We start from the raw sequence: 24,198 nt of genomic DNA, 5'->3' as shown, positions 1-24,198 counted from the left end.
CTTCATCCAACAACTCTATCGTCGTGATGAAATGCTTGTTTCTGGACACTGCTAACCGAAGTTAGCCAGTAAATTTTGGTGGAGCTAGGCAGGATCGAACTGCCGACCTCCTGCGTGCAAGGCAGGCGCTCTCCCAGCTGAGCTATAGCCCCATTTAAGCTACCTCAAATCGTTCAACTCCAGGAGTTGAGCAATTTTGGTGGGTCTGGGTGGACTTGAACCACCGACCTCACCCTTATCAGGGGTGCGCTCTAACCACCTGAGCTACAGACCCAATGGTACGGGCCTGAAAGACCCATCTGCTCTCTTTATTAATCAACCAAGTAATTCGTGTGGACTCTGACCGAAGCATTCGGCTTCGTTTAAGGAGGTGATCCAGCCGCAGGTTCCCCTACGGCTACCTTGTTACGACTTCACCCCAGTCATGAACCACACCGTGGTAATCGTCCTCCCGAAGGTTAGACTAACTACTTCTGGTGCAATCCACTCCCATGGTGTGACGGGCGGTGTGTACAAGGCCCGGGAACGTATTCACCGTGACATTCTGATTCACGATTACTAGCGATTCCGACTTCACGGAGTCGAGTTGCAGACTCCGATCCGGACTACGATGCGTTTTGTGAGATTAGCTCCCCCTCGCGGGTTTGCAGCCCTCTGTGCGCACCATTGTAGCACGTGTGTAGCCCTGGCCGTAAGGGCCATGATGACCTGACGTCATCCCCACCTTCCTCCGGTTTGTCACCGGCAGTCTCCCTAGAGTTCTCAGCCGAACTGCTAGCAACTAGGGATAGGGGTTGCGCTCGTTACGGGACTTAACCCAACATCTCACGACACGAGCTGACGACGGCCATGCAGCACCTGTGTCAGAGTTCCCGAAGGCACCAATCCATCTCTGGAAAGTTCTCTGCATGTCAAGGCCAGGTAAGGTTCTTCGCGTTGCGTCGAATTAAACCACATGCTCCACCGCTTGTGCGGGCCCCCGTCAATTCATTTGAGTTTTAACCTTGCGGCCGTACTCCCCAGGCGGTCAACTTAGTGCGTTAGCTGCGCCACTAAGGATTCAAGATCCCCAACGGCTAGTTGACATCGTTTACGGCGTGGACTACCAGGGTATCTAATCCTGTTTGCTCCCCACGCTTTCGCACCTCAGTGTCAGTGTTGGTCCAGGTAGCCGCCTTCGCCACTGGTGTTCCTTCCTATATCTACGCATTTCACCGCTACACAGGAAATTCCACTACCCTCTACCACACTCTAGCCTGACAGTTCGAAATGCCGTTCCCAGGTTAAGCCCGGGGCTTTCACATCTCGCTTATCAAACCACCTACGCGCGCTTTACGCCCAGTAATTCCGATTAACGCTTGCACCCTCCGTATTACCGCGGCTGCTGGCACGGAGTTAGCCGGTGCTTCTTCTGTGAGTGACGTCAAGGCTAGCCAGTATTAGTGACTAACTTTTCCTCCTCACTGAAAGTGCTTTACAACCCGAAAGCCTTCTTCACACACGCGGCATGGCTGGATCAGGGTTGCCCCCATTGTCCAATATTCCCCACTGCTGCCTCCCGTAGGAGTTCGGGCCGTGTCTCAGTCCCGATGTGGCTGATCATCCTCTCAGACCAGCTACGGATCGTCGCCTTGGTAGGCTCTTACCCCACCAACTAGCTAATCCGGCATAGGCACATCCAATAGCGCAAGGTCCGAAGATCCCCTGCTTTCCCCCGAAGGGCGTACGCGGTATTAATCCGGGTTTCCCCGGGCTATCCCCCACTACTGGGCAGTTTCCTATGCATTACTCACCCGTCCGCCGCTCGTCAGCGGGTAGCAAGCTACCCCTGTTACCGCTCGACTTGCATGTGTTAAGCCTGCCGCCAGCGTTCAATCTGAGCCATGATCAAACTCTTCAGTTTAAATCATACAAGATCCGAAGATCTTTAATCTTGCTCAAGACAAAACTCAATTTCGACGAGTCACTGTCCTGATATTTCATATCCGAAATACCTCGGCCAGCGCCCACACGAATTACTTGGTCAATTTTTTAAAGAGCGTTTGAGCTGTTGCTCAATCAAGGCCGCGTATTCTACATCGAACCGCCGCCTTGTCAACCGTTTCTTTTTCCTTGCTTTCCGTCTCCGGAAACCGCCGAAAAATGAACCGGCTTACTGCTTGTCTCGAGGGGCGCATTCTACAGCGAATCGCTTTCCTGTCAACCGCTTTCTGAAGAATTTTGAAACTCAATTTCTTCAGCGCTTTCAAGCAGTTACTCCCTCGGCAAACCGCTGTGTCAGTGGCTTGTCCCTCAGAAGAGATGCGCATTCTACAGGCGTCAGGAAAACTGTCAACGCGGTTTTCAAACTAATTGCCAAAAGTAGCGGTTTCCACCTACGAAATCACTCGCGAAGCGCTGCACCTGGTCAAGAAGCAACCATACCTATCCCCTTTTCAGAGGCATAAGACTCTTCCACCCCGACCAATAACTGCGAAGTGCCAGCAAGCACACAACGACCACGGCATAGGCAACCATTTCCCCGATGTCGCTTCTGGCCTGCCAGATAAAATGAACCCATGCCACAACCACCGCCAGATAGGTCAGTCGGTGTAACCGCTTCCAGCCTGGCCCGAGTCTTCGCATCATACCTTTGGTAGATGTAGCCGCCAGGGGAATAAGGCAAAGGAATGCTACAGCACCGGCGATAATGTAGGGACGCTTGGTGAAGGTTGCCCACAGATCAAACCATCCAACAATGAACTGCAGAAAGGCCAATATATGGATAGCCGCATACGAGAAGGCAAACAGACCCAGCATTCTTCGAATGCGGAGCCAGCCACCCCAATTCGTCCAGCGCTTTAATGGCGTCATACACAAAGTCGCCAGCAATAACTGGAAGGCGGCAAGCCCCAGAGACTCAGTTATCGCCTGCCCAGGGTCTGGCCCCAGCTCACCGGCAAACAAGCGCCAACTCAACAGCCCGAACGGCAACGAGGCCACCACCACAGCTATAAGACGGAAAACCAGGAAAAAGCGGGGGCTCCGGCGCCAATCAAATCCAGGCATCAATAGAATTTCCGCAGATCCATCCCCTTATAGAGGCTCGCAACCTGCTCGCCATAGCCATTAAACTTTTCCGTTTCGATCCAGTTGGGCGAGAGGAGACCGGAAGGCAAGCGACGCTCTCGCTTCTGACTCCACCGGGGGTGATCTACTTCCGGATTAACATTGGCGTAAAACCCATATTCCTGAGGGGCAATCATTTCCCAGGTGGTCTTGGGTCGCTCTTCCTGAAACCGGATTTTCACGATCGACTTGATACTCTTGAAGCCATATTTCCAGGGAACGACCAACCGGATAGGCGCCCCGTTTTGTTCTGGAAGGGTTTTTCCGTAGAGGCCAACCGCCAGGAAAGCCAACTCATTCATCGCCTCATCCATACGCAGCCCTTCCTGATACGGCCAGTCAATGGTACTGAACAGCGACCGCTGCGCCCGCATCTGCTCCGGGTCGTGAAGGGTTTCGAAGTAAACATACTTCGCCCGGGAACCGGGCTCAAAGCGCTTCAAAACGTCAGACAGTGAGACCCCGACCCAAGGGATCACCATCGACCATGCCTCGACACACCGTAAACGGTATATCCGCTCTTCGTAATCATGCGGCTTCAGCACGTCCTCAAGAGCATAGGTGCCCGGCTTGCCGCACTCGCCCTCTACGGTAATTGACCAGGGGTCGACGGACATCTCATCGGCATACTTCGCAGGATCGCCCTTTCCTGTACCAAACTCATAGAAGTTGTTGTAGCGAATGACGTCTTCGTACGGCGTTTTCTCTTCGTCAGTCGACAAGCGCGGCGTTCTGGAAAAGTTCAGCGACTCGCCCTGAACTGGCAGTGGGGCAGCAGATAACAGGCCAGGCATTACAAGACCGGCCGCACCCGCGACAGCTCCGGACATGAAGCGCCGGCGGTTTAGGAAGATACGTTCAGGTGTGACCTGGGAATAGGGGAGCGCCCAGGAAGGACGTTTTTTGATAAACATCGGAACTCTCCGTTCAAGCCATCAAAGTATCTGGCAATAGGGTCGTTGACCGGAGGTTCCGTGTAAAATTCCCGAGCCACAAGGGCCCGGGTCTGATTCACCTATTCAGAAGTGCCCGGGCTACGACGGGGCTTTTTTCTAAATAGCGCACGGAGAGGACCGGACAACGCATAGATCAGGAATCCGGAAAAGAGTACGGTAGCCGGGTCTAGCGCGATCACTACGAAGGTCAACACCACCAGCAATATCGCAGCAAAAGGCACCCTCCCCCGCATATCGAGATCCTTGAAACTGCGATAGAGGATATTGCTCACCATCATCACACCGGTGCCACCAACAACCACGATGGTTAGCAATGTCAGCCAGGACGCCGGCTCGAACTGATGGAAACACCACACCAGGCCAGCCACACAGGCCGCGGCGGCCGGACTGGGCAAGCCGACAAAATACTTCTTGTCGACTGAGCCTATCTGGGTATTGAAGCGGGCCAGCCGCAAGGCAGCCCCGGCAACATAGATAAAGGTGATGGCCCAACCAGCCTTTCCAAGGCCGTTCAGCGACCAGAAAAATGCCACCAGGCCAGGAGCTACACCAAAGGCAACCATATCGGCGAGGGAATCATACTCCTCACCAAACTTGCTCTGGGTATTGGTCATTCTGGCGACCCGGCCATCAAGCCCATCAAGAATCATGGACACAAAAATGGCGATAGCGGCGTTATCAAACATGCCATTAGCAGCCGAAACGATCGCATAGAAGCCAGAGAACAAAGATGCGGTGGTGAGTGCATTGGGGAGCAGATAGATGCCCTTGCGACGCACCGGGGCCCCCTCAACCAGCTCTTCCTCGACCACTTCGCCCGGTTCGACTTCGTATTCCGAGGCATGTTTTTCAGTTTGTTCCGATGAAGCACTCTGTGCGTCAATGTCGGCAGATTTTCTTTCGTCAGTCATTCCCATTACTCCGGAAAGCATTTGGGCGGAGTATATACGAAAAACGCGGCCACCCGGGCCGCGTTTTTCAAAACCAGGCGGAATCCCGCTTAGTTTTTGTCCTTATCCACGATCTTGTTCGCGGAGATCCACGGCATCATGCCGCGCAGCTTCTCACCCACAACCTCGATCTGGTGATCAGCGTTCTGGCGACGACGCGCAGTCATCGACGGGTAGTTCAGGGCACCCTCGGAGATGAACATCTTGGCGTACTCACCGTTCTGAATGCGCTTCAGTGCATTGCGCATGGCTTCCCGGGACTGTTCGTTGATGATTTCCGGGCCAGTCACATACTCACCGTACTCCGCGTTATTGGAGATGGAGTAGTTCATGTTCGCGATGCCGCCTTCGTACATGAGATCAACGATCAGCTTCAACTCGTGCAGGCACTCGAAATACGCCATTTCCGGCTCGTAACCGCCATCCACAAGCGTTTCGAAAGCCGCTTTGACCAGCTCGACCGTACCACCACACAGAACTGCCTGCTCACCGAACAGATCGGTTTCAGTCTCGTCCTTGAACGTGGTTTCGATGATGCCCGTGCGACCACCACCGATACCGCTGGCATAGGACAGCGACAGGTTCTTGGCGTTGCCGGAAGAGTCCTGAAAGATGGCGATCAGGTCTGGGATGCCGCCACCATTGGCAAACTCGGTGCGGACGGTGTGGCCAGGAGCCTTCGGGGCAACCATGATGACATCCAGGTCTTTGCGCGGAACGATCTGGTTGTAATGAATCGCAAAGCCGTGGGCAAACGCCAGGGTCGCGCCCTGCTTCAGGTTCGGCTCGATTTCAGCCTGATACAGCTGTGACTGGAATTCATCCGGGGTGAGAACCATAACGACGTCAGCTGCTGCAACAGCAGAAGGAACGTCGTTGGTTTTCAGACCGTAAGCTTCGGCCTTGGCGATGGAGGAAGAGCCCGGACGCAGACCAACCGTCACATCAACGCCGGATTCCTTCAGGTTGCACGCGTGGGCGTGGCCCTGGGAACCGAAACCGATGATGGCAACTTTTTTGCCCTGGATGATGGAAAGATCGCAATCCTTATCGTAATAAACCTGCATAAAAAACCTCTGTTATTTGTGATGCCCCCGCAGGGCCATAATGTCCAAACTCTGTTTAAAATTATTAAAGGCTGAGCACCTTCTCGCCCCGGGCAATACCGGATACACCGGTGCGCACCACTTCCAGCACGCCTGAGGTGCCAACAGCCTGAATAAAGCCATCCAGCTTTTCACTGTCACCCGCCAGCTGAACGGTATAGACCGAGCTGGTCACATCCACGATCTGACCGCGGAAAATATCAACCGTACGCTTGATCTCGGCGCGTTGTGAACCGGTGGCCTTCAGCTTCACCAGCATCAGCTCGCGCTCGATGTGAGAGCCTTCCGTCAGATCCACCAGCTTCACCACTTCAATCAGTTTGTTCAGCTGTTTGGTAATCTGCTCGATAACCTTGTCCGAACCCGTGGTTGTAACCGTAAGACGCGACAGGGTCTCGTCCTCTGTCGGCGCAACAGTAAGGCTTTCGATATTGTAGTTACGCTGGGAGAACAGACCCACTACCCGCGACAGCGCGCCCGGTTCGTTTTCAAGCAAAACAGAAATGATTCGACGCATGATCACACCCTCTCCGTCTTGCTGAGCCACATGTCCTTCATGGAACCACGGGCAACCTGCATAGGATAGACGTGCTCAAACCGGTCCACGTAGATATCCACAAATACCAGCTCGTCCTTCATGGCCAATACTTCTTTCAGTTTGGTTTCCAGATCGGCCTTCTTGTCGATCAAAACACCCTTATGACCATATGCCTCCGCCAGCTTGACGAAGTCCGGCAGAGACCCCATGTAGGACTCAGCATGGCGGGACTCATAATTCATATCCTGCCACTGCTTCACCATGCCCAGGGCCTGGTTGTTCAGGTTAATGATCTTGACCGGCAGGTTGTACTGTTTGCAGGTGGACAGTTCCTGGATGTTCATCTGGATACTGCCTTCGCCGGTGATGCAGAGCACTTCGTCGTCCGGGTGCGTCAGCTTTACACCCATGGCCGCAGGCAAACCAAAGCCCATGGTGCCCAGGCCGCCAGAGTTGATCCAACGGTTGGGCTTGTCGAACTTGTAGTACTGAGCAGCGAACATCTGGTGCTGACCGACATCGGACGCCACGAAGGCTTCACCCTTGGTGAGCCTGCAGAGCATTTCGATGACTTCCTGGGGCTTGATAACATCGTCGCTGGTTTCGTAGCGCATGCCATGGAAAGCGCGCCATTCGTCGATCTGCTTCCACCAGGCACCCAGTGCGTCCGCGTCCGGTTTTTCTTTACTTTCTTTCACCAGCGAGAGCATTTCCTTCAACACCGCATCAACGGGCCCTACGATGGGCACGTCCGCATCAATGGTCTTGGATATGGACGCCGGATCGATATCGATATGAATAATGCGGGCGCCGGGACAGAACTTCTCGGTGGCGTTGGTGACACGGTCGTCAAAACGGGCCCCCACACAGAGAATCAGATCCGAATGGTGCATGGCCATATTGGCTTCATAGGTGCCATGCATGCCCAGCCAGCCCAAGTGCTGTTTATCACTGGCCGGATAACAGCCGATACCCATCAGGGTATTGGTGATCGGGTAACCCAGGGTGCGAACCAGTTCAGTCAACTGATCGGAGGCCTTGCCCAGAATGACACCACCACCGGCATAGATAATCGGACGGCGTGCCGCCAGCATCATATCTACTGCCTTCTTGATCTGGCCGGCATGGCCACGGATCGCGGGGTTGTAGGAGCGCAGCTTCACCTTCTTCGGATAGGAATACTCATACCGCTCGTTCGGCGTTGTCATATCCTTCGGGATATCGACAACGACAGGACCGGGGCGACCGGTGGCGGCGATATGATAGGCCTTACGGATAATTTCCGGAATTTCTTCGGGGTGACGAACGCTGAAGTTGTGTTTTACCACTGGGCGGGACACGCCCATCATATCCGTTTCCTGGAAGGCGTCCTCACCAATGAGGGTTGACGCAACCTGGCCGCACAGAACCACCATGGGAATGGAGTCCATAAAGGCGGTGGCAATGCCGGTAATGGTATTGGTGGCTCCAGGACCTGAGGTCACCAGGACAGTACCCGGTTTTCCGGATGCCCGGGCGTAGCCGTCGGCCATATGGACCGCAGCCTGCTCGTGCCTTACCAGAATATGTTTAACTGCATCCTGCCTGAACAGCGCATCATAAATATGAAGGGCTGCACCACCCGGATAGCCGTATATGTACTCGATACCCTCATCTTTAAGGGACCGGATCAGCATATCGGCGCCAGACAATAACTCCACGATTTTCTACCCTCTTCTACGAATGAATGAGCCGGGGCCACGCCCCGGTTGCCTGGATTCACGGTTTCCCTGCTTCTTGTGAAAGCGGAACCGGCTCCTCCTCCACACCTTGTAAGAGGTTGTCTCCTGGCCAGCCGCCCTCCTGAGGGTTGCGGAGAACGGCCAATCAACGGGTTGCTCATAAGCAACAACCATCCCGCGACGACGGCGCGATGCGTTCAGTGTGGTGGTTAACGGGGGATACTCGCTCGGGATTGCCTGCCGTATTGACCCCCAGTCTTCAGGCGACTGGTAATTCTGACAGCGCGAAACTCCCTGTCAATAGGCTGCGCAGCTTAAAAGCACCAATATCGCCAAAGGTCTGCCATACTTGGATCGATTACGGATCAGAGATTTGAACCAGACAGAAGAAAAACCGCTGCATGAATGGCATGATACCCTTGTAGCTTGAATAAAGACGGGCCCGGCTACCCAGGTTTTTACCTGCCCCGGGAGCAGTGAACATACGATGAGTAGACCCATGAACAAAAAAATCCTGACGCTGACCTTGTTACTGGCCGTTGTACCAGGTGTTGCGATGAGCGCCTCTGTCTATAAGTGGACAGACAAGAATGGTGTGACTCACTTCGGAGATCGGCAGCCTACCGGTAAAAAATCGGAGAAACTGAACGTGCGCTCTGGCACATCGTCGCAGTCTGCCTCAAACCGTCAGAGCCCACAGGAACGTATGGATGACGTTCAACAACAGCAAGAAGATGAAACAGTAAGACAGCGCGAAACTGCCCAGCAAGAAGCTCGCCGCAAACAGCGCGAAGCCAATTGCGCCACAGCGCGCTCCAACCTGGAGGTCATCGACAGCAAGGCTCGCATCCGTGTGGAAGAAAACGGTGAGCAGCGATACCTGTCACCGGAAGAAATTTCCGAGCAGCGCCGGAAGTTTGAAGAAATTGCCACTGAAAACTGCGGACCGGAAAAAGACCAGGCGCAGCAGTAAATCGGGCGGGAGTGAATACGGGGCCAGACCTCCGATGGTCTGACCCCGCTGACCTGTCAGGCTTTTGCAAATACCAGTTTGTGATCCTTCACAGTGCCATGAATGGTATCCCCGGACACAAACTCGCCCTGCAAGAGCCGCTGTGCCAGCGGATTCTCGATCATCCGCTGGATTGCCCGTTTCAGAGGACGTGCACCGTAGACCGGGTCGTACCCGACTTCCGCCATTAGCTCCATGGCAGGTTCATCCAACTCCAGCTTCATGTCCTGATCTTTGAGGCGCTTGCTCAGGGATTCGATCTGAACCCGGGCAATGCCCAGAATCTGACTCTCGGCCAGCGGATGAAATACGACCACTTCATCAACCCGGTTGATGAACTCCGGGCGGAAATGCGTACCTACCACCTCCAATACCGCGCTCTTCATGGCTTCGTAATTCTCCTCGCCCGCTTTCTGCTGGATAATGTCCGACCCGAGGTTTGAGGTCATTACGATCACGGTGTTGCGGAAGTCCACGGTCCGACCCTGACCATCGGTCAGCCGACCATCATCAAGCACCTGCAGGAGGATGTTGAAAACATCAGGGTGCGCTTTCTCTACCTCGTCCAGAAGCAATACAGAGTATGGACGACGACGAACCGCTTCGGTCAGGTAGCCACCCTCCTCATAACCGACATAGCCGGGAGGAGCACCAATCAGCCGCGCAACCGAGTGCTTCTCCATAAACTCGGACATATCGATACGGACCATGGCTTCCTCGGTATCAAACAGGAAGGACGCCAATGTCTTGCATAGCTCAGTCTTACCAACACCGGTCGGGCCAAGGAACAGGAAGGAACCGTTCGGCCGATGAGGGTCGGACAGACCTGCACGGGAACGGCGCACCGCGTTGGACACCGCCTCGACTGCCTCATCCTGACCTATCACGCGGGCGTGGAGCGCCTCTTCCATGCGCATTAGCTTATCCCGTTCACCTTCGAGCATTTTGGAGACTGGAATGCCTGTCCATTTGGAGACGATTTCGGCGATTTCCTCGTCAGTTACTCTGTTGCGGAGCAACTTCATCTCCATCATTTCTGCCTGACTCGCCATATCCAACTGGCGCTCCAGTTCCGGGATCTGGCCGTACTGAAGCTCAGACATCTTGCCAAGATCCCCGGCGCGACGCGCATTTTCCAGATCGATGCGAGCCTGCTCCAGCTGACTCTTGATCTTTTGGGAACCGTGAAGCGCCGCTTTTTCCGTATTCCACACTTCCTCAAGGTCCGCGTATTCACGCTCAACCCCGACAATCACATCGGAGAGTTCCTGGAGGCGTTTTTTGGAAGCCGCATCGGTCTCCTTCTTCAGGGCCTCGCGTTCGATCTTTAGCTGGATCAGCCGACGCTCAAGACGATCCAATGCTTCGGGCTTGGAATCCATTTCCATGCGAATCTGGCTGGCAGCTTCATCGACCAGATCAATAGCCTTGTCCGGCAACTGACGATCCGTGATGTACCGGTGAGACAGCTTCGCCGCAGCAATAATGGCACCGTCGGTGACCTCTACACCGTGGTGCACTTCATACCGCTCTTTAAGTCCACGAAGGATGGCAATGGTGTCTTCCTCACTGGGCTCGCTCACCAGAACCTTCTGAAAACGACGCTCCAGTGCGGCATCCTTCTCGATATTCTCACGGTATTCATTCAGCGTGGTGGCACCGACACAGTGCAGCTCCCCACGGGCCAGCGCTGGCTTGAGCATGTTGCCGGCATCCATGGAGCCTTCGGCCTTGCCGGCGCCTACCATGGTGTGGATCTCGTCGATGAACAGGATAATCTGACCTTCCTGCTTGGACAGCTCATTCAGGACCGCTTTCAGGCGCTCCTCGAACTCACCCCGGAATTTGGCACCGGCGATCAGAGATCCCATGTCGAGCGAGAGTACTTTTTTGTCTTTCAGGCCCTCGGGCACTTCACCGTTCACGATACGCTGGGCAAGGCCTTCCACAATGGCGGTTTTACCGACGCCAGGCTCGCCGATCAACACCGGGTTGTTCTTGCGCCGGCGCTGCAAAACCTGGATGGTACGGCGAATCTCATCATCACGACCGATTACCGGATCCAACTTGCCAGCCTCGGCCCGTTCCGTCAGATCGATGGTGTATTTGGAGAGAGCCTGGCGGTTTTCCTCGGCACCGGCATCGTCCACAGAGTCACCACCACGAACCTCGTCGATGGCCTGCTCCAGAGCGGCTTTGTCAACGCCCTGCTCCCGCAAAACACGACCAAGGGTGCCACGGTCTTCCAGGGCAGCCAGCAACACCAACTCACTGGAAACGAACTGATCATTGCGCTTCTGAGCCAGCTTGTCCGCGATATTGAACAGTCGCCCCATATCGTTGGACATGGAAACGTCACCGGCCGAGCCCTTCACCTCCGGCAGGTTCTCGATTTCACGAGCAACAGCCTGGCGCAACCGCCCGGGCTCCGAACCAGCCTGCTTCAGAAGTGGCTTGATGGAGCTACCATCCTGATCCACAAGTGCCTGCATCAAATGCAGTGGCTCAATGAAGTTGTGATCCTTGCCAACTGCAATTGACTGGGCATCCGCAAGAGCGGTCTGCAGCCGGCTGGTCAGCTTGTCGATTCTCATAAGTCCTGTTCCCCAATCGGTTCGCGAATGCTGCGGTAGTCTTTAAATGGTCGTCAGCATTCTCTTTGCTTTGACCTTTAATGTAGGGGCAACTGGTGGGACTTCAAGCGGGTAGAAAGCTAAACTGTCAGAAAATTGACGGATATCATCCCTAGAGCAGTGGACGGATTAACCGTCCAACCAGATAAGGCTGGCCATCCGGCCAGTCCGGCCATCGCGGCGGTAGGAATAGAAACGCCCTGGGTCGGCGACAGTGCATAGCGTGCCTCCATAAATCTCATGAACTCCAGCAGCCTCAAGCCTTTGTCGAGCCAACCGGTAGATATCTGCCATGAAGTGACCCGGGCGGCGGGCACCGTCGGTAGAGAACGCGTCCGAAGCGCGGCCATTCTTAACGACAAAAGCCTCCCGAACTTCAGGGCCCACTTCAAAGTGCCGGGGGCCGATAGCAGGGCCAAGCCACGCCATGACATCACTGCCCGATGCTCCGAAACGGCTGACGACCGCTTCAAGAACGCCATCACACAAACCCCGCCAGCCCGCGTGAGCCGCTGCAACACGGGTTCCATCACGGTTGCAGAACAGAACGGGCAGACAATCTGCAGTCAGAATTGCGCACACTTCGCCGGGACGATCAGTCACCGATGCATCGGCAACGGGCACCGCCTCTGCCGGCAGCTCAGTAACACCGGTTCCGTGCACCTGAGACATCCAGCCAATAGATCCCGGATCAAGGGCAAGCCTGTCCGCCAGCCGCTTCCGGTTAACTCCCACATGCTGAGGGACATCGTCGACGTGCCCGCCTAAATTCAGGCTGTCCCAGGGCGGCTCACTCACGCCGCCCATACGGGTTGTACATGCTGCCCGAACATTGGCTGGCGCCGGCCATTCAGGCTGGATTAACGGCAACTTAGAACTCATCGCTTTCCAGGTCTTTCACATGTTTCCGGAGCGCCGCCAGCAGTTGCTCCATATCCTCCGGCAATGGCACTTCCCAGGTCAAAATTTCACCGGTCTCCGGGTGTTCCAGAGTCAGCTTTTGTGCATGGAGCGCCTGGCGGTTGAAAGCGGCCAACACATCGCGCAATTCATCTGTGGTGCCTTTGGGCAAACGCAGACGACCGCCGTAAAGAGGGTCTCCTATCAGCGGATGCTTGACATACGCCATGTGCACACGAATCTGGTGAGTTCGACCGCTCTCCAGTTTGCAGCGAATGTGGGTATGGGCCGCAAAACGCTCCACCAGGCGGTAATGCGTGACCGCAGGCTTGCCGGTGGGAACGACGGCCATCTTTTTTCGCTCCCGCGGGTGTCGACCGATAGGTGCATCAATCGTGGCGCCACCGGTCATTGTGCCGACAACTACCGCTTCGTATTCCCGCCCCATTGTTCGGGTCTGCAATTGTCCGACCAGCGACGTGTGCGCAATCAGGCTCCGGGCAACAACCATAACCCCGGAGGTGTCCTTATCCAGCCGATGAACAATCCCGGCCCGCGGAAGATTCTCGACCTCCGGGGCATAATTCAGCAGCGCATTCACCAGCGTGCCATCGGCGTGACCTGCAGCCGGATGCACGACAAGGCCGGCAGGTTTATTGATGATCAGTAAGTGCTCGTCTTCATATACGACATCAAGCGTAATCTCTTCGGCCTGCCAGCTGACTTGAGCTTCGGGCTCGGCATCAAGCTTCAGCCGGTCATCCAGCATTACCTTGTCCCGGGGTTTGCGTGCCTCGCCATTGACGGTCAGGGCCCCGCTCTTGATCCAGGACTGCAGTCGCGAACGGGAGTGTTCGGGCATCAGTTCTGCAGCAGCCTGATCCAGCCGCCGGTCGCTTAGTTCCGGCGGTACAACGAAACTGCCGGTAATTCGATTTTCAGATGACATTAAGCCCCCAGGGCCTGTGTGTGTTACGTTTCGGACATAATTTTTCAAACAGAAGAGCCACACTCTGCACATGTAGCGTCTTCCCCGCTACAATGGCTTCTCTTTCGAATTTATCGACATTATACGGGATTCCGGCATGAGATCAGTTGTCCGTTTACTGCTATTGACCACACTGGTGGTGTTGGTCAGTGCCTGCGCCTCCAATCAACAGGAAGAAGTACTGCCGGAAAAGACCTATTATGAAAACGCCAGAGATGCTATGAACTCTGGCAATTTCAATGAGGCAGAACAGAATCTGGATTCACTGGAAACCTATTACCCCTTTGGCCGTTATGCTGAGCAAGCACAGCTCGATCTGATCTATGCCCGGTACCAGAACCTGGATCTGGAAGGTGCCCGTGCCGCAGCGGACCGCTTCCTTCGCCTGAACCCCCAGAGCGATCACGCAGACTACGCGTTATATATGCGAGGGCTGGCTTCCTATAACCTTGATATTGGCCTGGCCGCCCGCTACCTTCCGATCGATGTTGCCGCCCGTAATCCGGGCGAGCAAACCCAGTCTTTTCGGGATTTTTCCGAGCTTCTGAGCCGCTATCCGGACAGTCAATATGCCGCCGATGCCCGCCAGCGCATGATTGCCGTCCGTAACCGCATGGCAGAGCTGGAGATATATGCCGCTCGCTATTACATCAAACGTGAGGCCTACGTCGCCGCCAACAACCGCGCCCGCTACATCGTGGAAAACTACCCCACGTCTCCGATTGTCGAGGAGGCGCTGGTTATTCTCGCAGAAACGTTCCGCTTCTTGGATTTCAAGAAGGGGACTCAGGATGCCATCGCGATGCTGCGGGATAACTTCCCGAAAAGCAGCGCGTTTAACGAAGCAGGCGAGTTTGAGCCCGACGTGCTCAAAGGCGAGAGCCGTTCTCTCTCCAGCGTTATAACATTCGGGCTCATGGGCGACGAATAGGCCTGGCAATCACCACAGATTCACTTGCCGCTCTTCCATCCATTAGTGATGGGATAGCGGCGATCCTTTCCGAAGCCCCGCTCCGTGATCCGCACCCCAATCGGCGCCTGACGGCGCTTGTACTCGTTGATGTCAACAAGCCGGATCACCCGCTCAACATCCTCCCGGTCAAAGCCTTCGGCGACGATCGCATCGGCGCTGAAATCACGCTCGACATAGAGATTCAGAATCTGATCCAGAACGTCGTATCCCGGAAGGCTGTCCTCATCCTTCTGATCCGGAGCCAGCTCCGCTGATGGCGGCCGGGTAATGACACGCTCCGGTATAGCCTGTGACAGGGTATTCCGGTAGTTGGCAAGACGGAACACCAGGGTCTTGGGAACATCCTTGAGCACATCAAACCCGCCAGCCATATCGCCGTAGAGCGTGGAATAACCCACAGCCATTTCGCTCTTGTTGCCGGTCGTCAGCACCAGGGAACCGAACTTGTTGGACAGGGACATCAGCAACACACCCCGAAGCCGTGCCTGCAGGTTCTCTTCCGTGGTATCCGGCTTAGTACCTTCAAAAGGTTCCGACAGGGTTTTCATGAAGGCATCGTACATTGGCTCAATAGAAAACACGTCGTACTGAACATCCAGCGCGACGGCTTCGGCTTCGGCGTCCTCAAGACTCATACCAGAGGTATAACGAAACGGCATCATCACGGCACGGACCCGATCCTTCCCCAATGCGTCAACCGCCACGGCCAGAGTAACGGCCGAATCGATACCGCCAGACAAACCGAGGACCACCGAGTTAAAGCCGTTCTTGTTCACATAATCCCGGACACCGGTCACCAGGGCTCTGTAGACGTTGGCCTCCAGAGACGGCTCGTCCGGCAGCGGTTGCGAAACCGGCTGACAATGGTGTTCGCAAATAAACTCCACCGGGAACAACCCCTCATCAAACTGGGGAGCTTCAGCCATAAGAACCCCGGAGTGGTCGAACACCATGGATCCACCATCAAAGACCAGCTCGTCTTGCCCGCCAATCAGATTGACGTAGACAATACTGACCTGGTTCTCCCTCGATTTCCTTTCAAGCAGAGACTTTCGGCGCAGTTGCTTGTCTACATCGTAGGGAGAAGCGTTCAGGTTGAGAATCAACCTGGCGCCGGAGGCGGCAGTATCTTCAACCGGCCCGTCCTTCCATAGATCCTCGCAGACCGTTATCCCCACCGGCACGCCACGAATTTCCAGAGTCAGGACATCCGAGCCCTCGGCAAAATAGCGTTTTTCGTCAAAGACCTGGTAATTCGGTGGGAAACGCTTGAAGTAGCGGCCCGTTATTGCGCCGTTTTCAATAACGACAGCTGAGTTATATAGCAGGGCACCGTGGCGCAGGGGCGCTCCAATGACAATCGCCGGCTCCAGCGCTTCGGCCTGAAGCCGCTCAAGAGCCTCGTTAACACGCACCTCCAGGCTGGGGCGCAGCAACAGGTCCTCTGGAGGATACCCCGTTAAACACAGCTCCGGAAACACAACAATATCTGCACGATGCTCCTGTGACGCACGACGAGCGGCATCGATCACCAGATCGGTATTGCCGGGGATATCGCCCACAAGAAAGTCCAGTTGGGCCATCACCACCCGCAATTTTCTGGATGAAGTCTGTAGTGATGATGCGTTCCCGGAAACGGACATAAATTGGCTCCTGTAACTCATTGCCATGAAAAGGCTATTATAACCCCGCAAGAGTGAGGATTTCTTCCGATCAACAGCGGATTCCCGAGAACCATGGCAGTCGATCACCCAAAAACGGATGCAATAAGCCCCATACCTGTCTCTCCGTCACGACGGCAGCAGGTCAAACTGTTCCGCATTTATAACCACTACCGTCTCGCTGTCAGCCTGATGTTGCTTGGGCTGTTGTTCGTTGACCCGGTCAACTTTGACACCCGTTTCCGCCTGCTGGAGTACTATCAGGCCGGAGTGGCCGGATACTTTGGACTCAATGCGTTCATTGCACTGGTCATGCTGGCTGGCTTTAAACCAGGTCAGAGACACATCACCCTGTCGATTCTGCTCGACATTCTCGTCATACACGGGCTATTGCTCGTGAGTACCGGTATCACTAACGGACTCGCAAATCTGGTCATCATCTCTGTCGCTGCCGGAAATATCCTGACGCCCAGCCGCATGGGTACTTTCTACGCCGCACTGGCTGCCATCTGCTCCCTTGGAATCTCAGGATGGGCGGCACTGGCTCTGGGTGAGTCCGCAGACGACATCGTTCGCGCCGGCTTCCTCGGCATCCTTTATTTCGCCGCCGCTTTCGCCCTGCAGTATATTTCCCTGAGAATGATGCGTAGCGAAGCACTTGCCAGCAGCCGCGCCCGCAGTATTGCCGAGCTCGAACAAATCAATCAGCAGATTATTCAGCGGATGCGCACCGGCATTCTTGTGCTGGACAGGTATGGGCAGATCCGCCTCGCCAATGCGGCAGCCGAAGAGTTGTTATTTGGAAACCCGACTGACCGGACAAGGGATGGGGGCGGCGCCCTCACTTTGCCCCGCCCTCTCAAACTTGGGCTTGAAGCCTGGCTAAGGGATCCGAAACGGCGAATAGAACCTTTCCAGCCGTCCCCGACCTCCCCCGTTCTTCAAGCCAACTTCACCCAGCTGGACCGAGAGCGCGGCGATCAGATTCTCGTGTTCATTGAAGATATGAGCAAAGTCACGCAGCAGGCCCAGCAAATGAAACTCGCATCACTGGGTCGGCTAACAGCAGGCATTGCCCATGAGATCCGAAATCCACTGGGCGCCATTAGCCATGCAGCTCAGTTAATGGAAGAGTCACCCCACCTCGATCAGGGCGATCATCAAATGCTCAATATTATCCGCCGCCATTCACGCCGGGTGAACGGCATCATCGAGAATGTTCTGGACCTTTCCCGGCGGCGGGCGGCCGACGCAGATTTGGTGGACATGGGTGCCTGGCTGGAGGAATTCAGAGCCGACTTTCTGCAGACCCAGGATGAGGACTCCGCTCTCGCATACATTGATTTGCGGGTTGCCTCTGGTGTCCCGCCAGCCAGATTCGATAAAAGCCAGGTTGAACAGGTTATGGTTAATCTCTGCGACAATGGTTTGCGCTACAGCCAGCAACAGACCGGCGATCGACGAATCGAGCTCCATGCTGGCGCAACCGTTGACGGAGAGAGAGCCTATGTCGATGTTCGGGATTTCGGCCCTGGCATTGCATCTGAATACCGCAGTTCAATCTTCGAGCCCTTTTTCACCACCGACAAGCGGGGAACCGGCCTCGGGCTTTATCTGGCCAGGGAACTGTGCGAGGCTAATCAGGCCCATCTGTCGCTGGTGGAGGACGGTCAACCCGGTTGCTGTTTCCGCATTACCTTTGCCCACCCCGGGCGATTGATCTGAGCTGACGCTGGCACAAATCGGGCGTCTGAATAACGACACGGAACCGACAAGATACAATGACAACTCATACAGCCCTTATTGTTGACGACGAGCCGGATATCCGGGATCTGCTGGAAATCACCCTCACCCGGATGGGCATCAAGGCCCTGACAGCACCAGATATTACAAGCGCCCGCAAGCTTCTAGGAGAGAACAACTTCCACCTCTGCCTCACCGACATGAATCTTCCGGATGGCAATGGCATAGAACTGGTGCACTGGATTCAGCGGTACACACCCTCCACGCCAGTGGCCGTCATCACCGCCTATGGCAATATGGATACAGCCATCGAATCGCTTAAAGCCGGGGCGTTCGACTTTGTCTCCAAACCTGTAGAGTTGCCACGGTTGCGCGAACTGGTTACCAGTGCTCTGAAGCTCTCACAAACCAAACCAGACTACGAAACTCCGGGAGACGAGCCAGGATTATTGTTAGGAAACTCCCAGCAAATAAAGAAGCTGCGAAATCAGACTCGCAAACTCGCCCGCAGTCAGGCACCCGTTTTTATCAGCGGCGAATCCGGTAGTGGGAAGGAGCTGGTTGCCCGGATGATTCACTTGCAGGGGCCCAGGCGCGAAGGCCCTTTCATTGCCGTCAACTGCGGTGCCATTCCTTCAGAACTCATGGAAAGTGAATTCTTCGGTCACAAGAAAGGAAGCTTCACCGGCGCTGTCGAAAATAAGGATGGCCTTTTCCGTTCCGCCAACAGTGGCACGCTGTTCCTGGATGAAGTCGCGGACCTCCCTCTGGCCATGCAGGTGAAGCTGCTCCGCGCCATTCAGGAAAAAGCAGTTCGTCCTGTTGGTGACACCAAGGAGGTGCCCGTAGATATTCGGCTTCTCAGTGCTACTCACAAAAACCTGCCGGAACTGGTCCAGGAAGGCGGTTTCCGACAGGACCTGTTCTACCGCATTAACGTTATTGAGCTTGGGGTGCCACCGCTAAGGGAAAGGCCGGACGATATTGCCCTTCTTTCCAGTCACATCCTCGAACGGATTGCCGGTGAATATGATTGCGATCCGGCCACATTAAAGCCGGGTGCCATCAAGCACCTTCAGGACTACGATTTTCCAGGAAACGTCCGTGAACTGGAGAACATCCTCGAGCGCGCATTTACCCTATGTGACGCGGATGAGATCGACGTGGGCGACCTGCATCTGGGCAGTGGAGCTCATTCGCCCACTTCTGCTTCCGGAATAATTACTCAGGGACAAGGTGCTGAAGGGGATACCACTGCGGTGCCCGAAGGAGAAATCGATCTTGAGGGCTATCTGGAAAGCATCGAACGTCAGGCTATCGAGAAAGCGCTAGAAGCCACTCGATGGAACAAGACAGCGGCGGCAAAGCGACTGGGCATCAGCTTTCGGGCGCTCAGGTACCGGCTAAAGAAGCTGGGGATGGAGTAACAATTCCAAGAGAGATATCGCAGTCCGGATTCCAAAGATCATTGTCCTCCAATATACTGCAACTCCCCTGGCAGGAAGCCGGGCAGGAATATAATTCAAATCTTTACAAGGAATGTAACCGATGCACGTCTCAAAGAGCGTGGCAGGGTATACCCTGCCAGAACTCATCATTACGATCGCAATTCTGGCTATTGTCACAGGCTTCGCCACACAAAGCTGGAATACATGGGTCGGAAAAGCCAGACACAGAGCGATCCTGGAAAACTACCACACCCTTTTCGCCTTCGCTCGCTGGACGGCTGCGAGCCAAAGAAGCATAGTGACCGCTTGTCCTCTCTCAGCAACCAACGAATGCGTCGATGACTGGCAGAAGCCGGTTTCGGTGTTCATAGACAATAATAAAGACCGAAAACCAGACGACGACGTTATCCTGAGGCAGGTGAAAGTTGACCTTACCTCGTACTCTCTTCGATCCAGAACAGCTAGTCGCGGCTATTTCCGCTTTAATGCATCGGGTATGAGCGAGGGAGCAATGGGCAGCCTAGTTTTATGTCCCCAAGATACCACCCAAGGCACGATGACCTACATGCCAGTCAACATCGCAGGTCGATTCCGCGTTGAATACGATACAGATGGAGATGGCATCATGCGTTTACCATGGGGGGCAAAGATCAGCTGTTGAATAAAAAAAGAGTCGGCCAAGGCCGACTCTTTCAAAATTATCACTGATCCCAAGTATTATCTCCGGAATCAAATCCATCGTCGTTAACATCCCATCGCCGGACTCCTGTCGAGTCCAACTCCAAATTGCCATTACCAGCCTGCACGCCCTTTGGCGTTGCCCGCAGGGTATACGAGGTCGCGTCGGCGGACTCAATCGTCAGATCATAGTACTTTTGATCGCTTTCCAAAGGCGCTTCATCCGGAAAAATAGCGGGGGCGCCGGTATCGGCTGCCGCAGCGGCAGCACCACCATAGCTATTGTTCGTGGCATAGTAGCGTTCCATCGCTGCCGACATTTCCATCAACACCCCTTGTGCATCTACCCTGCGCGTCCGTTCCACATATTCCTGATAGCTGGGATACGCAATGGCTGCGATGATTCCGACGATCGCGACCACGATTAACAGCTCGATCAGGGTAAATCCCGACTCCTTATGTTGCTCTTCCACCACCGGCTAGTCCTCGTACCAGTATGTTTCTACGACACCGCTCACTGTATCGATCGTCTGACACTCGGTACCAACACATATGACATCGGTATCTTCCACCCGCATTCGCTGCGGTGTCGGGGGCAAGCCTGCAGTACCAAGTTCGACATAGCGGTCTGGTCTGGTTAGTGCATCTGGTTCGCCTAAGCCGTCATAGTTTCGGACAGCCCGTCCATCAAGAACAGAAAGATGATAGAGGCGTGACGTTCCTGTCGGCGGTAGGCAGGGGTTGTCACTGGCCTTCGGTTCGTAAGTCGTGATAAACACCTCGTTATTCACTGTCGTGCTGGACGACAGAACCTTCTCGCCTTCGTTCTTCAGAGTTATATACCAACCTTGCTTCCCAGCCAGAGACTGCGCGGCCGCGTCACGTTCTGTCTCATTACCTTGCTGAATCAGATTGTCGGTCGCGTCGTAGAGGCCGGGACTTGACTCGGACCCGGACTCTGTAATCGTGTTGTAAAGTACCGTCAGTCCATCCTCGTCAGCGGGATCCAGAGGCGCCGAACTGACCGCCGCTATCTTGAGCATATAGATCCGATCATCAACGACTTTATCCAGCGGACTCGCCTGATAACCAGATCCGATCGAAAGGCCTAAATAGCGGGCGCCACCAATCTTGATTCCGAAAAGATCCGGCGAATGATAGAACCGCCGATTGTTTGCAGCATCGTCACCCGCCAGATCGGCAATACGGCCGGCGGTCGCAAATTCCGAGAGTCTATTGGTGTTTGTGAAGTCAAAACGGAGAATTTGCCCCCCCATATCGCCAACATAAACCTGATCGGCAAGCCCATCGCCGTTGATATCCAGCACTTTGGGCGATGCAGGAATGCTGTATTTCATTGCCGCCAATTCAAGGTTGGCACCACTGTCCGCGGGGCCAGCCCACCACAGTAGGCCTCCTGTCTCTGCGTCAACGATAAATAAAGCATTTCCGCTAGAGTCCGGGGTTCGAACATCCACCGAGTCTTGATTGGTGTCATAACCGCCACCGAAGATCAAAACATCGTACTCTCTATTGCCGATAGCTATCTTGGTTTTCACGGGCTTGGACCAGGTTTGGGCCAAATATTCGAAGTCGGTATCTGCCACTCCTCCTGTAATACTCCAAAGTAACTCAGGCGATGTCCGGTCTGTGACGTCTAGCGCGTAATAACTCTTGCCGCCTCGACGCATACCACCGTAAATGCGGGCAAAGTCGTTGTCCGAGGAATCAATCACCCCATCCCGATTTTCATCTTTGACCCATTGCACAATGGTGCCGTCCATGCCGTATACCTTGGCCGAACTTTCTGTGCTGTTCATCATCGCCGGCTGGTTTTTCAAAAGTTCACGTGGGATAAAGGAAAAATGACTTTCCCCAGTTATGCCATTGACTGCGTGAACATAACCCTGATTATCCCCATAGAAGATGGAGATATCCTGAGGGCTGGTTTCCGCATCATAGATAACCAACTGAGGCACGGAATGTAATGGGTCTGCGAGAAATTTCCTTGCTTCCGTCAGGTCTGAATCGCTGTCAGCATCCTTGACGTCAACACCTCGCGTCCACTTGATGATCTCGGCGAGCGCCTCCGGCGTCATGCTAGTGTCGCCAAAGTCCGCGCCTGAGAGATTATTGCCAGTGGTTACAACGGCGTTTGTGGAATGCGAGAGGTCGCTTTGGTTGGAGTTCAGGTTTGAGTATACTTTTCGACTTGAGGTCGTTGCGGGGAGCTGCGACGCGGCTCCACCAATCTTAACATTCGGACCATCCACAACCGGACTCCACCAACTCTGTGCCGTGTCCTTGAAAAATCCGGTTGCCTTATCAATTGCAGCATTGCCATTTTCATCCACGATCACCGCTGTGGGTTGACCGGTATCGTCTGTCTCAATGGCCAGCTTATAACGCTTGAGATTTCCGTTCCAGACTGCGCCTTTTGCGGACTGGAACAGAGCATAGTACAACATGTTCAGATGATTGAGACGATCAAAGGTGTTCACCGCTACACCCGGCGCAACATAAGTCGTGGACTTGGCCCTTACATCGTCCAGAACTTGTGTCAGAGCCGAAGTTAGTTCCGTGGCATTGTCTGCACGCAGGAACTCGCCGCCCCCCTTCGAGGCAGTATCCCTTAACAAGGCCAAGTCCAAGTCAAAGCCAACCGTATATGTCGATATTTTTTGCTGCCCTGGAAAGGAATCGCTCGGATCAGTCGAAGCCGGGATCATGTCGGAAGTAAACATGTGCTCTGCGATTTCATCCAGGCAATTACCGCTACAGCTCCCAACAACATCCTCGATTGTACTCTGATAGTTGTCGTCTCTGGTCGGTTCGCCATCGGTCAGCAAAATCGCGTAGTTCGGCTGGCATGAATATTCGATCGGACTTGTGAAGCTTCCATTTGATGCCACACCATCTACAAAAGCGTCACCCTCGTCGGTACTCCGGATGAAGACATCTTCGCCCTGATAATAGCGCATGGCCTGAAACAGACTTTCCGAAAGGGGCGTGAAGCCACCTGCTGTCAAACCATCTATTTTCTCTCTGATTCCCTCCCTCTGGCTTTCAATCGGTCCCACAGGTGCCTTGAAATAAGCGCCATCATCGCCACCAAAAGCCATCAAGCCAACATTTACATTCTCGAGAGTGGAGACGAGATCCGCCGTCACATCTTTCATTACCTCAAGTCGGGTTGGTTCGTCGTCGTCAAAATTGCCGTCGCCATTGATATCAACTTTGTTATCTCCCATGCTTCCAGAAATGTCGAGGAGTAGCATGATATTCGGCGTTACTGTCTCACTTCTGTCCGTAAAGAATATTTCCGTATCGTCCGCCATGGCGGCATTGCCTGCCATGGAAAAATAGAGGGCAGAACAAACAGTTGTCATAACTCGACTTGAATACTTCATTTTTCGCTCTCCCTGCCACGCGGCATCCAGAAGATGACTTTGACAACCATGCCCGATTTCCGATTAAGCACGACAGTACCGGCCTGCTCGTTCACACCACTCGGCTCGCCGGAAAATGCTGGATTACCCGCCTGCATTACGCTCAAATCAGGCGACGGCAGATAACTGGCCCGATCGCATTGCTCGCACTCTTCAACCAACACCTGAACGACCTCTCCGGAAGAGTTCACAACAAGATCCACCCTTCCCGCTTCCGCCGCCAACAGATTGCCGTCAAGCATCGAGCGGCTCTCATCGGCCTGAACCAAGACCGGTACAAGATTCATCGCAACACAAGCTATGAACACATACAAGAATCGCTTTAAGTTCATCG

Annotated in this window: 18 protein-coding genes, 2 tRNA genes and 1 rRNA gene; 5 read left to right on the top strand and 16 right to left on the bottom strand. The window is 54.5% G+C overall.

Annotated elements, in window-relative coordinates; translation table 11 throughout:
* Positions 1 to 76: 76 nt before the first annotated feature.
* The 9 genes from KFJ24_RS00800 to KFJ24_RS00760 all read right to left on the bottom strand — a co-directional run bounded on the left by KFJ24_RS00800 (position 77) and on the right by KFJ24_RS00760 (position 8,358).
* Positions 77 to 152: transfer RNA gene (locus KFJ24_RS00800), tRNA-Ala, on the bottom strand.
* A gap of 45 nt (positions 153 to 197) precedes the next feature.
* A tRNA-Ile gene (locus KFJ24_RS00795) sits at positions 198 to 274 on the bottom strand.
* Positions 275 to 363: 89 nt separating this feature from the next.
* A 16S ribosomal RNA gene (locus KFJ24_RS00790) occupies positions 364 to 1,903 on the bottom strand.
* Between the two features lie 521 nt (positions 1,904 to 2,424).
* Positions 2,425 to 3,048, bottom strand: coding sequence for a sulfite oxidase heme-binding subunit YedZ (locus tag KFJ24_RS00785; protein ID WP_250829181.1), 624 nt, complete (start codon positions 3,046 to 3,048; stop codon positions 2,425 to 2,427).
* Positions 3,048 to 4,022 (bottom strand): protein-methionine-sulfoxide reductase catalytic subunit MsrP, encoded by a 975-nt coding sequence (gene msrP, locus KFJ24_RS00780; RefSeq protein WP_250829180.1) that lies wholly within the window; start codon positions 4,020 to 4,022, stop codon positions 3,048 to 3,050. Before msrP ends, KFJ24_RS00785 begins: the two co-directional genes overlap by 1 nt.
* A gap of 101 nt (positions 4,023 to 4,123) precedes the next feature.
* The gene (gene pssA / locus KFJ24_RS00775) at positions 4,124 to 4,975 is read right to left on the bottom strand and encodes a CDP-diacylglycerol--serine O-phosphatidyltransferase (protein ID WP_250829179.1); all 852 of its coding nucleotides are present in this window, start codon (positions 4,973 to 4,975) and stop codon (positions 4,124 to 4,126) included.
* Positions 4,976 to 5,064: 89 nt separating this feature from the next.
* Positions 5,065 to 6,081, bottom strand: a complete 1,017-nt coding sequence (gene ilvC / locus KFJ24_RS00770) for a ketol-acid reductoisomerase (protein WP_250829178.1) — start codon at positions 6,079 to 6,081, stop codon at positions 5,065 to 5,067.
* 64 nt (positions 6,082 to 6,145) lie between these two features.
* Entirely contained in the window at positions 6,146 to 6,637 is a 492-nt protein-coding gene (gene ilvN, locus KFJ24_RS00765; RefSeq protein WP_250829177.1) for an acetolactate synthase small subunit, read from the bottom strand.
* A 2-nt stretch (positions 6,638 to 6,639) separates the two neighbouring features.
* Positions 6,640 to 8,358 carry an acetolactate synthase 3 large subunit gene (locus KFJ24_RS00760; RefSeq protein WP_250829176.1) on the bottom strand — a complete coding sequence of 573 codons (1,719 nt, stop codon included), beginning with the start codon at positions 8,356 to 8,358 and terminating at the stop codon, positions 6,640 to 6,642.
* A 520-nt stretch (positions 8,359 to 8,878) separates the two neighbouring features.
* Between KFJ24_RS00760 and KFJ24_RS00755 the strand changes: the two genes are divergently transcribed.
* Positions 8,879 to 9,352, top strand: coding sequence for a DUF4124 domain-containing protein (locus KFJ24_RS00755; protein WP_250829175.1), 474 nt, complete (start codon positions 8,879 to 8,881; stop codon positions 9,350 to 9,352).
* 56 nt (positions 9,353 to 9,408) lie between these two features.
* Here the strand turns inward: KFJ24_RS00755 and clpB are convergent, their stop codons facing one another.
* The 3 genes from clpB to rluD all read right to left on the bottom strand — a co-directional run bounded on the left by clpB (position 9,409) and on the right by rluD (position 13,873).
* On the bottom strand, positions 9,409 to 11,985 hold the full coding sequence (clpB, locus tag KFJ24_RS00750) for an ATP-dependent chaperone ClpB (protein WP_250829174.1): 2,577 nt from the start codon (positions 11,983 to 11,985) through the stop codon (positions 9,409 to 9,411).
* 168 nt (positions 11,986 to 12,153) lie between these two features.
* Positions 12,154 to 12,906, bottom strand: a complete 753-nt coding sequence (pgeF, locus tag KFJ24_RS00745) for a peptidoglycan editing factor PgeF (RefSeq protein WP_250829173.1) — start codon at positions 12,904 to 12,906, stop codon at positions 12,154 to 12,156.
* Positions 12,896 to 13,873 (bottom strand): 23S rRNA pseudouridine(1911/1915/1917) synthase RluD, encoded by a 978-nt coding sequence (gene rluD, locus KFJ24_RS00740; RefSeq protein ID WP_250829172.1) that lies wholly within the window; start codon positions 13,871 to 13,873, stop codon positions 12,896 to 12,898. Before rluD ends, pgeF begins: the two co-directional genes overlap by 11 nt.
* Positions 13,874 to 14,009: 136 nt before the next feature.
* Between rluD and KFJ24_RS00735 the strand changes: the two genes are divergently transcribed.
* Positions 14,010 to 14,843, top strand: a complete 834-nt coding sequence (locus tag KFJ24_RS00735; protein ID WP_250829171.1) for an outer membrane protein assembly factor BamD — start codon at positions 14,010 to 14,012, stop codon at positions 14,841 to 14,843.
* 20 nt (positions 14,844 to 14,863) lie between these two features.
* On the opposite strand, the gene KFJ24_RS00730 is transcribed toward KFJ24_RS00735, so the two are convergent.
* A complete protein-coding gene (locus KFJ24_RS00730; RefSeq protein WP_250829170.1) occupies positions 14,864 to 16,528 on the bottom strand; it encodes an NAD+ synthase in 1,665 nt (554 codons plus the stop codon).
* A gap of 93 nt (positions 16,529 to 16,621) precedes the next feature.
* On the opposite strand from KFJ24_RS00730, the gene KFJ24_RS00725 reads away from it, so the two are divergent.
* The 3 genes from KFJ24_RS00725 (at position 16,622) to KFJ24_RS00715 (ending at position 20,398) form a co-directional block, all read left to right on the top strand.
* The gene (locus tag KFJ24_RS00725; RefSeq protein WP_250829169.1) at positions 16,622 to 18,271 is read left to right on the top strand and encodes a sensor histidine kinase; all 1,650 of its coding nucleotides are present in this window, start codon (positions 16,622 to 16,624) and stop codon (positions 18,269 to 18,271) included.
* 56 nt (positions 18,272 to 18,327) lie between these two features.
* Positions 18,328 to 19,716, top strand: coding sequence for a sigma-54-dependent transcriptional regulator (locus tag KFJ24_RS00720; protein WP_250829168.1), 1,389 nt, complete (start codon positions 18,328 to 18,330; stop codon positions 19,714 to 19,716).
* A 121-nt stretch (positions 19,717 to 19,837) separates the two neighbouring features.
* Positions 19,838 to 20,398, top strand: coding sequence for a GspH/FimT family protein (locus KFJ24_RS00715; protein ID WP_250829167.1), 561 nt, complete (start codon positions 19,838 to 19,840; stop codon positions 20,396 to 20,398).
* Positions 20,399 to 20,438: 40 nt separating this feature from the next.
* On the opposite strand, the gene KFJ24_RS00710 is transcribed toward KFJ24_RS00715, so the two are convergent.
* From KFJ24_RS00710 to KFJ24_RS00700, 3 genes are read right to left on the bottom strand one after another with little or no spacing between them, the layout of a single operon-like run.
* Positions 20,439 to 20,888: a type IV pilin protein gene (locus tag KFJ24_RS00710; RefSeq protein ID WP_250829166.1), complete on the bottom strand. Its 450-nt coding sequence runs from the start codon at positions 20,886 to 20,888 to the stop codon at positions 20,439 to 20,441.
* Between the two features lie 6 nt (positions 20,889 to 20,894).
* On the bottom strand, positions 20,895 to 23,825 hold the full coding sequence (locus tag KFJ24_RS00705) for a pilus assembly protein (protein WP_250829165.1): 2,931 nt from the start codon (positions 23,823 to 23,825) through the stop codon (positions 20,895 to 20,897).
* Positions 23,822 to 24,196: a hypothetical protein gene (locus KFJ24_RS00700; protein WP_250829164.1), complete on the bottom strand. Its 375-nt coding sequence runs from the start codon at positions 24,194 to 24,196 to the stop codon at positions 23,822 to 23,824. The genes KFJ24_RS00705 and KFJ24_RS00700 overlap by 4 nt, the downstream gene beginning before the upstream one ends.
* Positions 24,197 to 24,198: the final 2 nt, after the last annotated feature.

The organism is Marinobacter sediminum, from assembly GCF_023657445.1.
Lineage (GTDB): Bacteria > Pseudomonadota > Gammaproteobacteria > Pseudomonadales > Oleiphilaceae > Marinobacter > Marinobacter sediminum_A.
This window is presented reverse-complemented; position numbering and strand designations above follow the sequence as displayed.

Bases quoted from the DNA above. Each gene is read 5' to 3' on its own strand.
- KFJ24_RS00720 (WP_250829168.1), top strand. From the start codon at position 18,328: ATGACAACTCATACAGCCCTTATTGTTGACGACGAGCCGGATATCCGG.
- KFJ24_RS00735 (WP_250829171.1), top strand. From the start codon at position 14,010: ATGAGATCAGTTGTCCGTTTACTGCTATTGACCACACTGGTGGTGTTG.
- KFJ24_RS00705 (WP_250829165.1), bottom strand. From the start codon at position 23,825: ATGAAGTATTCAAGTCGAGTTATGACAACTGTTTGTTCTGCCCTCTAT.
- KFJ24_RS00715 (WP_250829167.1), top strand. From the start codon at position 19,838: ATGCACGTCTCAAAGAGCGTGGCAGGGTATACCCTGCCAGAACTCATC.
- ilvN (WP_250829177.1), bottom strand. From the start codon at position 6,637: ATGCGTCGAATCATTTCTGTTTTGCTTGAAAACGAACCGGGCGCGCTG.
- msrP (WP_250829180.1), bottom strand. From the start codon at position 4,022: ATGTTTATCAAAAAACGTCCTTCCTGGGCGCTCCCCTATTCCCAGGTC.
- clpB (WP_250829174.1), bottom strand. From the start codon at position 11,985: ATGAGAATCGACAAGCTGACCAGCCGGCTGCAGACCGCTCTTGCGGAT.
- pgeF (WP_250829173.1), bottom strand. From the start codon at position 12,906: ATGAGTTCTAAGTTGCCGTTAATCCAGCCTGAATGGCCGGCGCCAGCC.
- KFJ24_RS00725 (WP_250829169.1), top strand. From the start codon at position 16,622: ATGGCAGTCGATCACCCAAAAACGGATGCAATAAGCCCCATACCTGTC.
- KFJ24_RS00700 (WP_250829164.1), bottom strand. From the start codon at position 24,196: ATGAACTTAAAGCGATTCTTGTATGTGTTCATAGCTTGTGTTGCGATG.
- pssA (WP_250829179.1), bottom strand. From the start codon at position 4,975: ATGACTGACGAAAGAAAATCTGCCGACATTGACGCACAGAGTGCTTCA.
- rluD (WP_250829172.1), bottom strand. From the start codon at position 13,873: ATGTCATCTGAAAATCGAATTACCGGCAGTTTCGTTGTACCGCCGGAA.
- KFJ24_RS00755 (WP_250829175.1), top strand. From the start codon at position 8,879: ATGAACAAAAAAATCCTGACGCTGACCTTGTTACTGGCCGTTGTACCA.
- ilvC (WP_250829178.1), bottom strand. From the start codon at position 6,081: ATGCAGGTTTATTACGATAAGGATTGCGATCTTTCCATCATCCAGGGC.
- KFJ24_RS00730 (WP_250829170.1), bottom strand. From the start codon at position 16,528: ATGTCCGTTTCCGGGAACGCATCATCACTACAGACTTCATCCAGAAAA.
- KFJ24_RS00785 (WP_250829181.1), bottom strand. From the start codon at position 3,048: ATGCCTGGATTTGATTGGCGCCGGAGCCCCCGCTTTTTCCTGGTTTTC.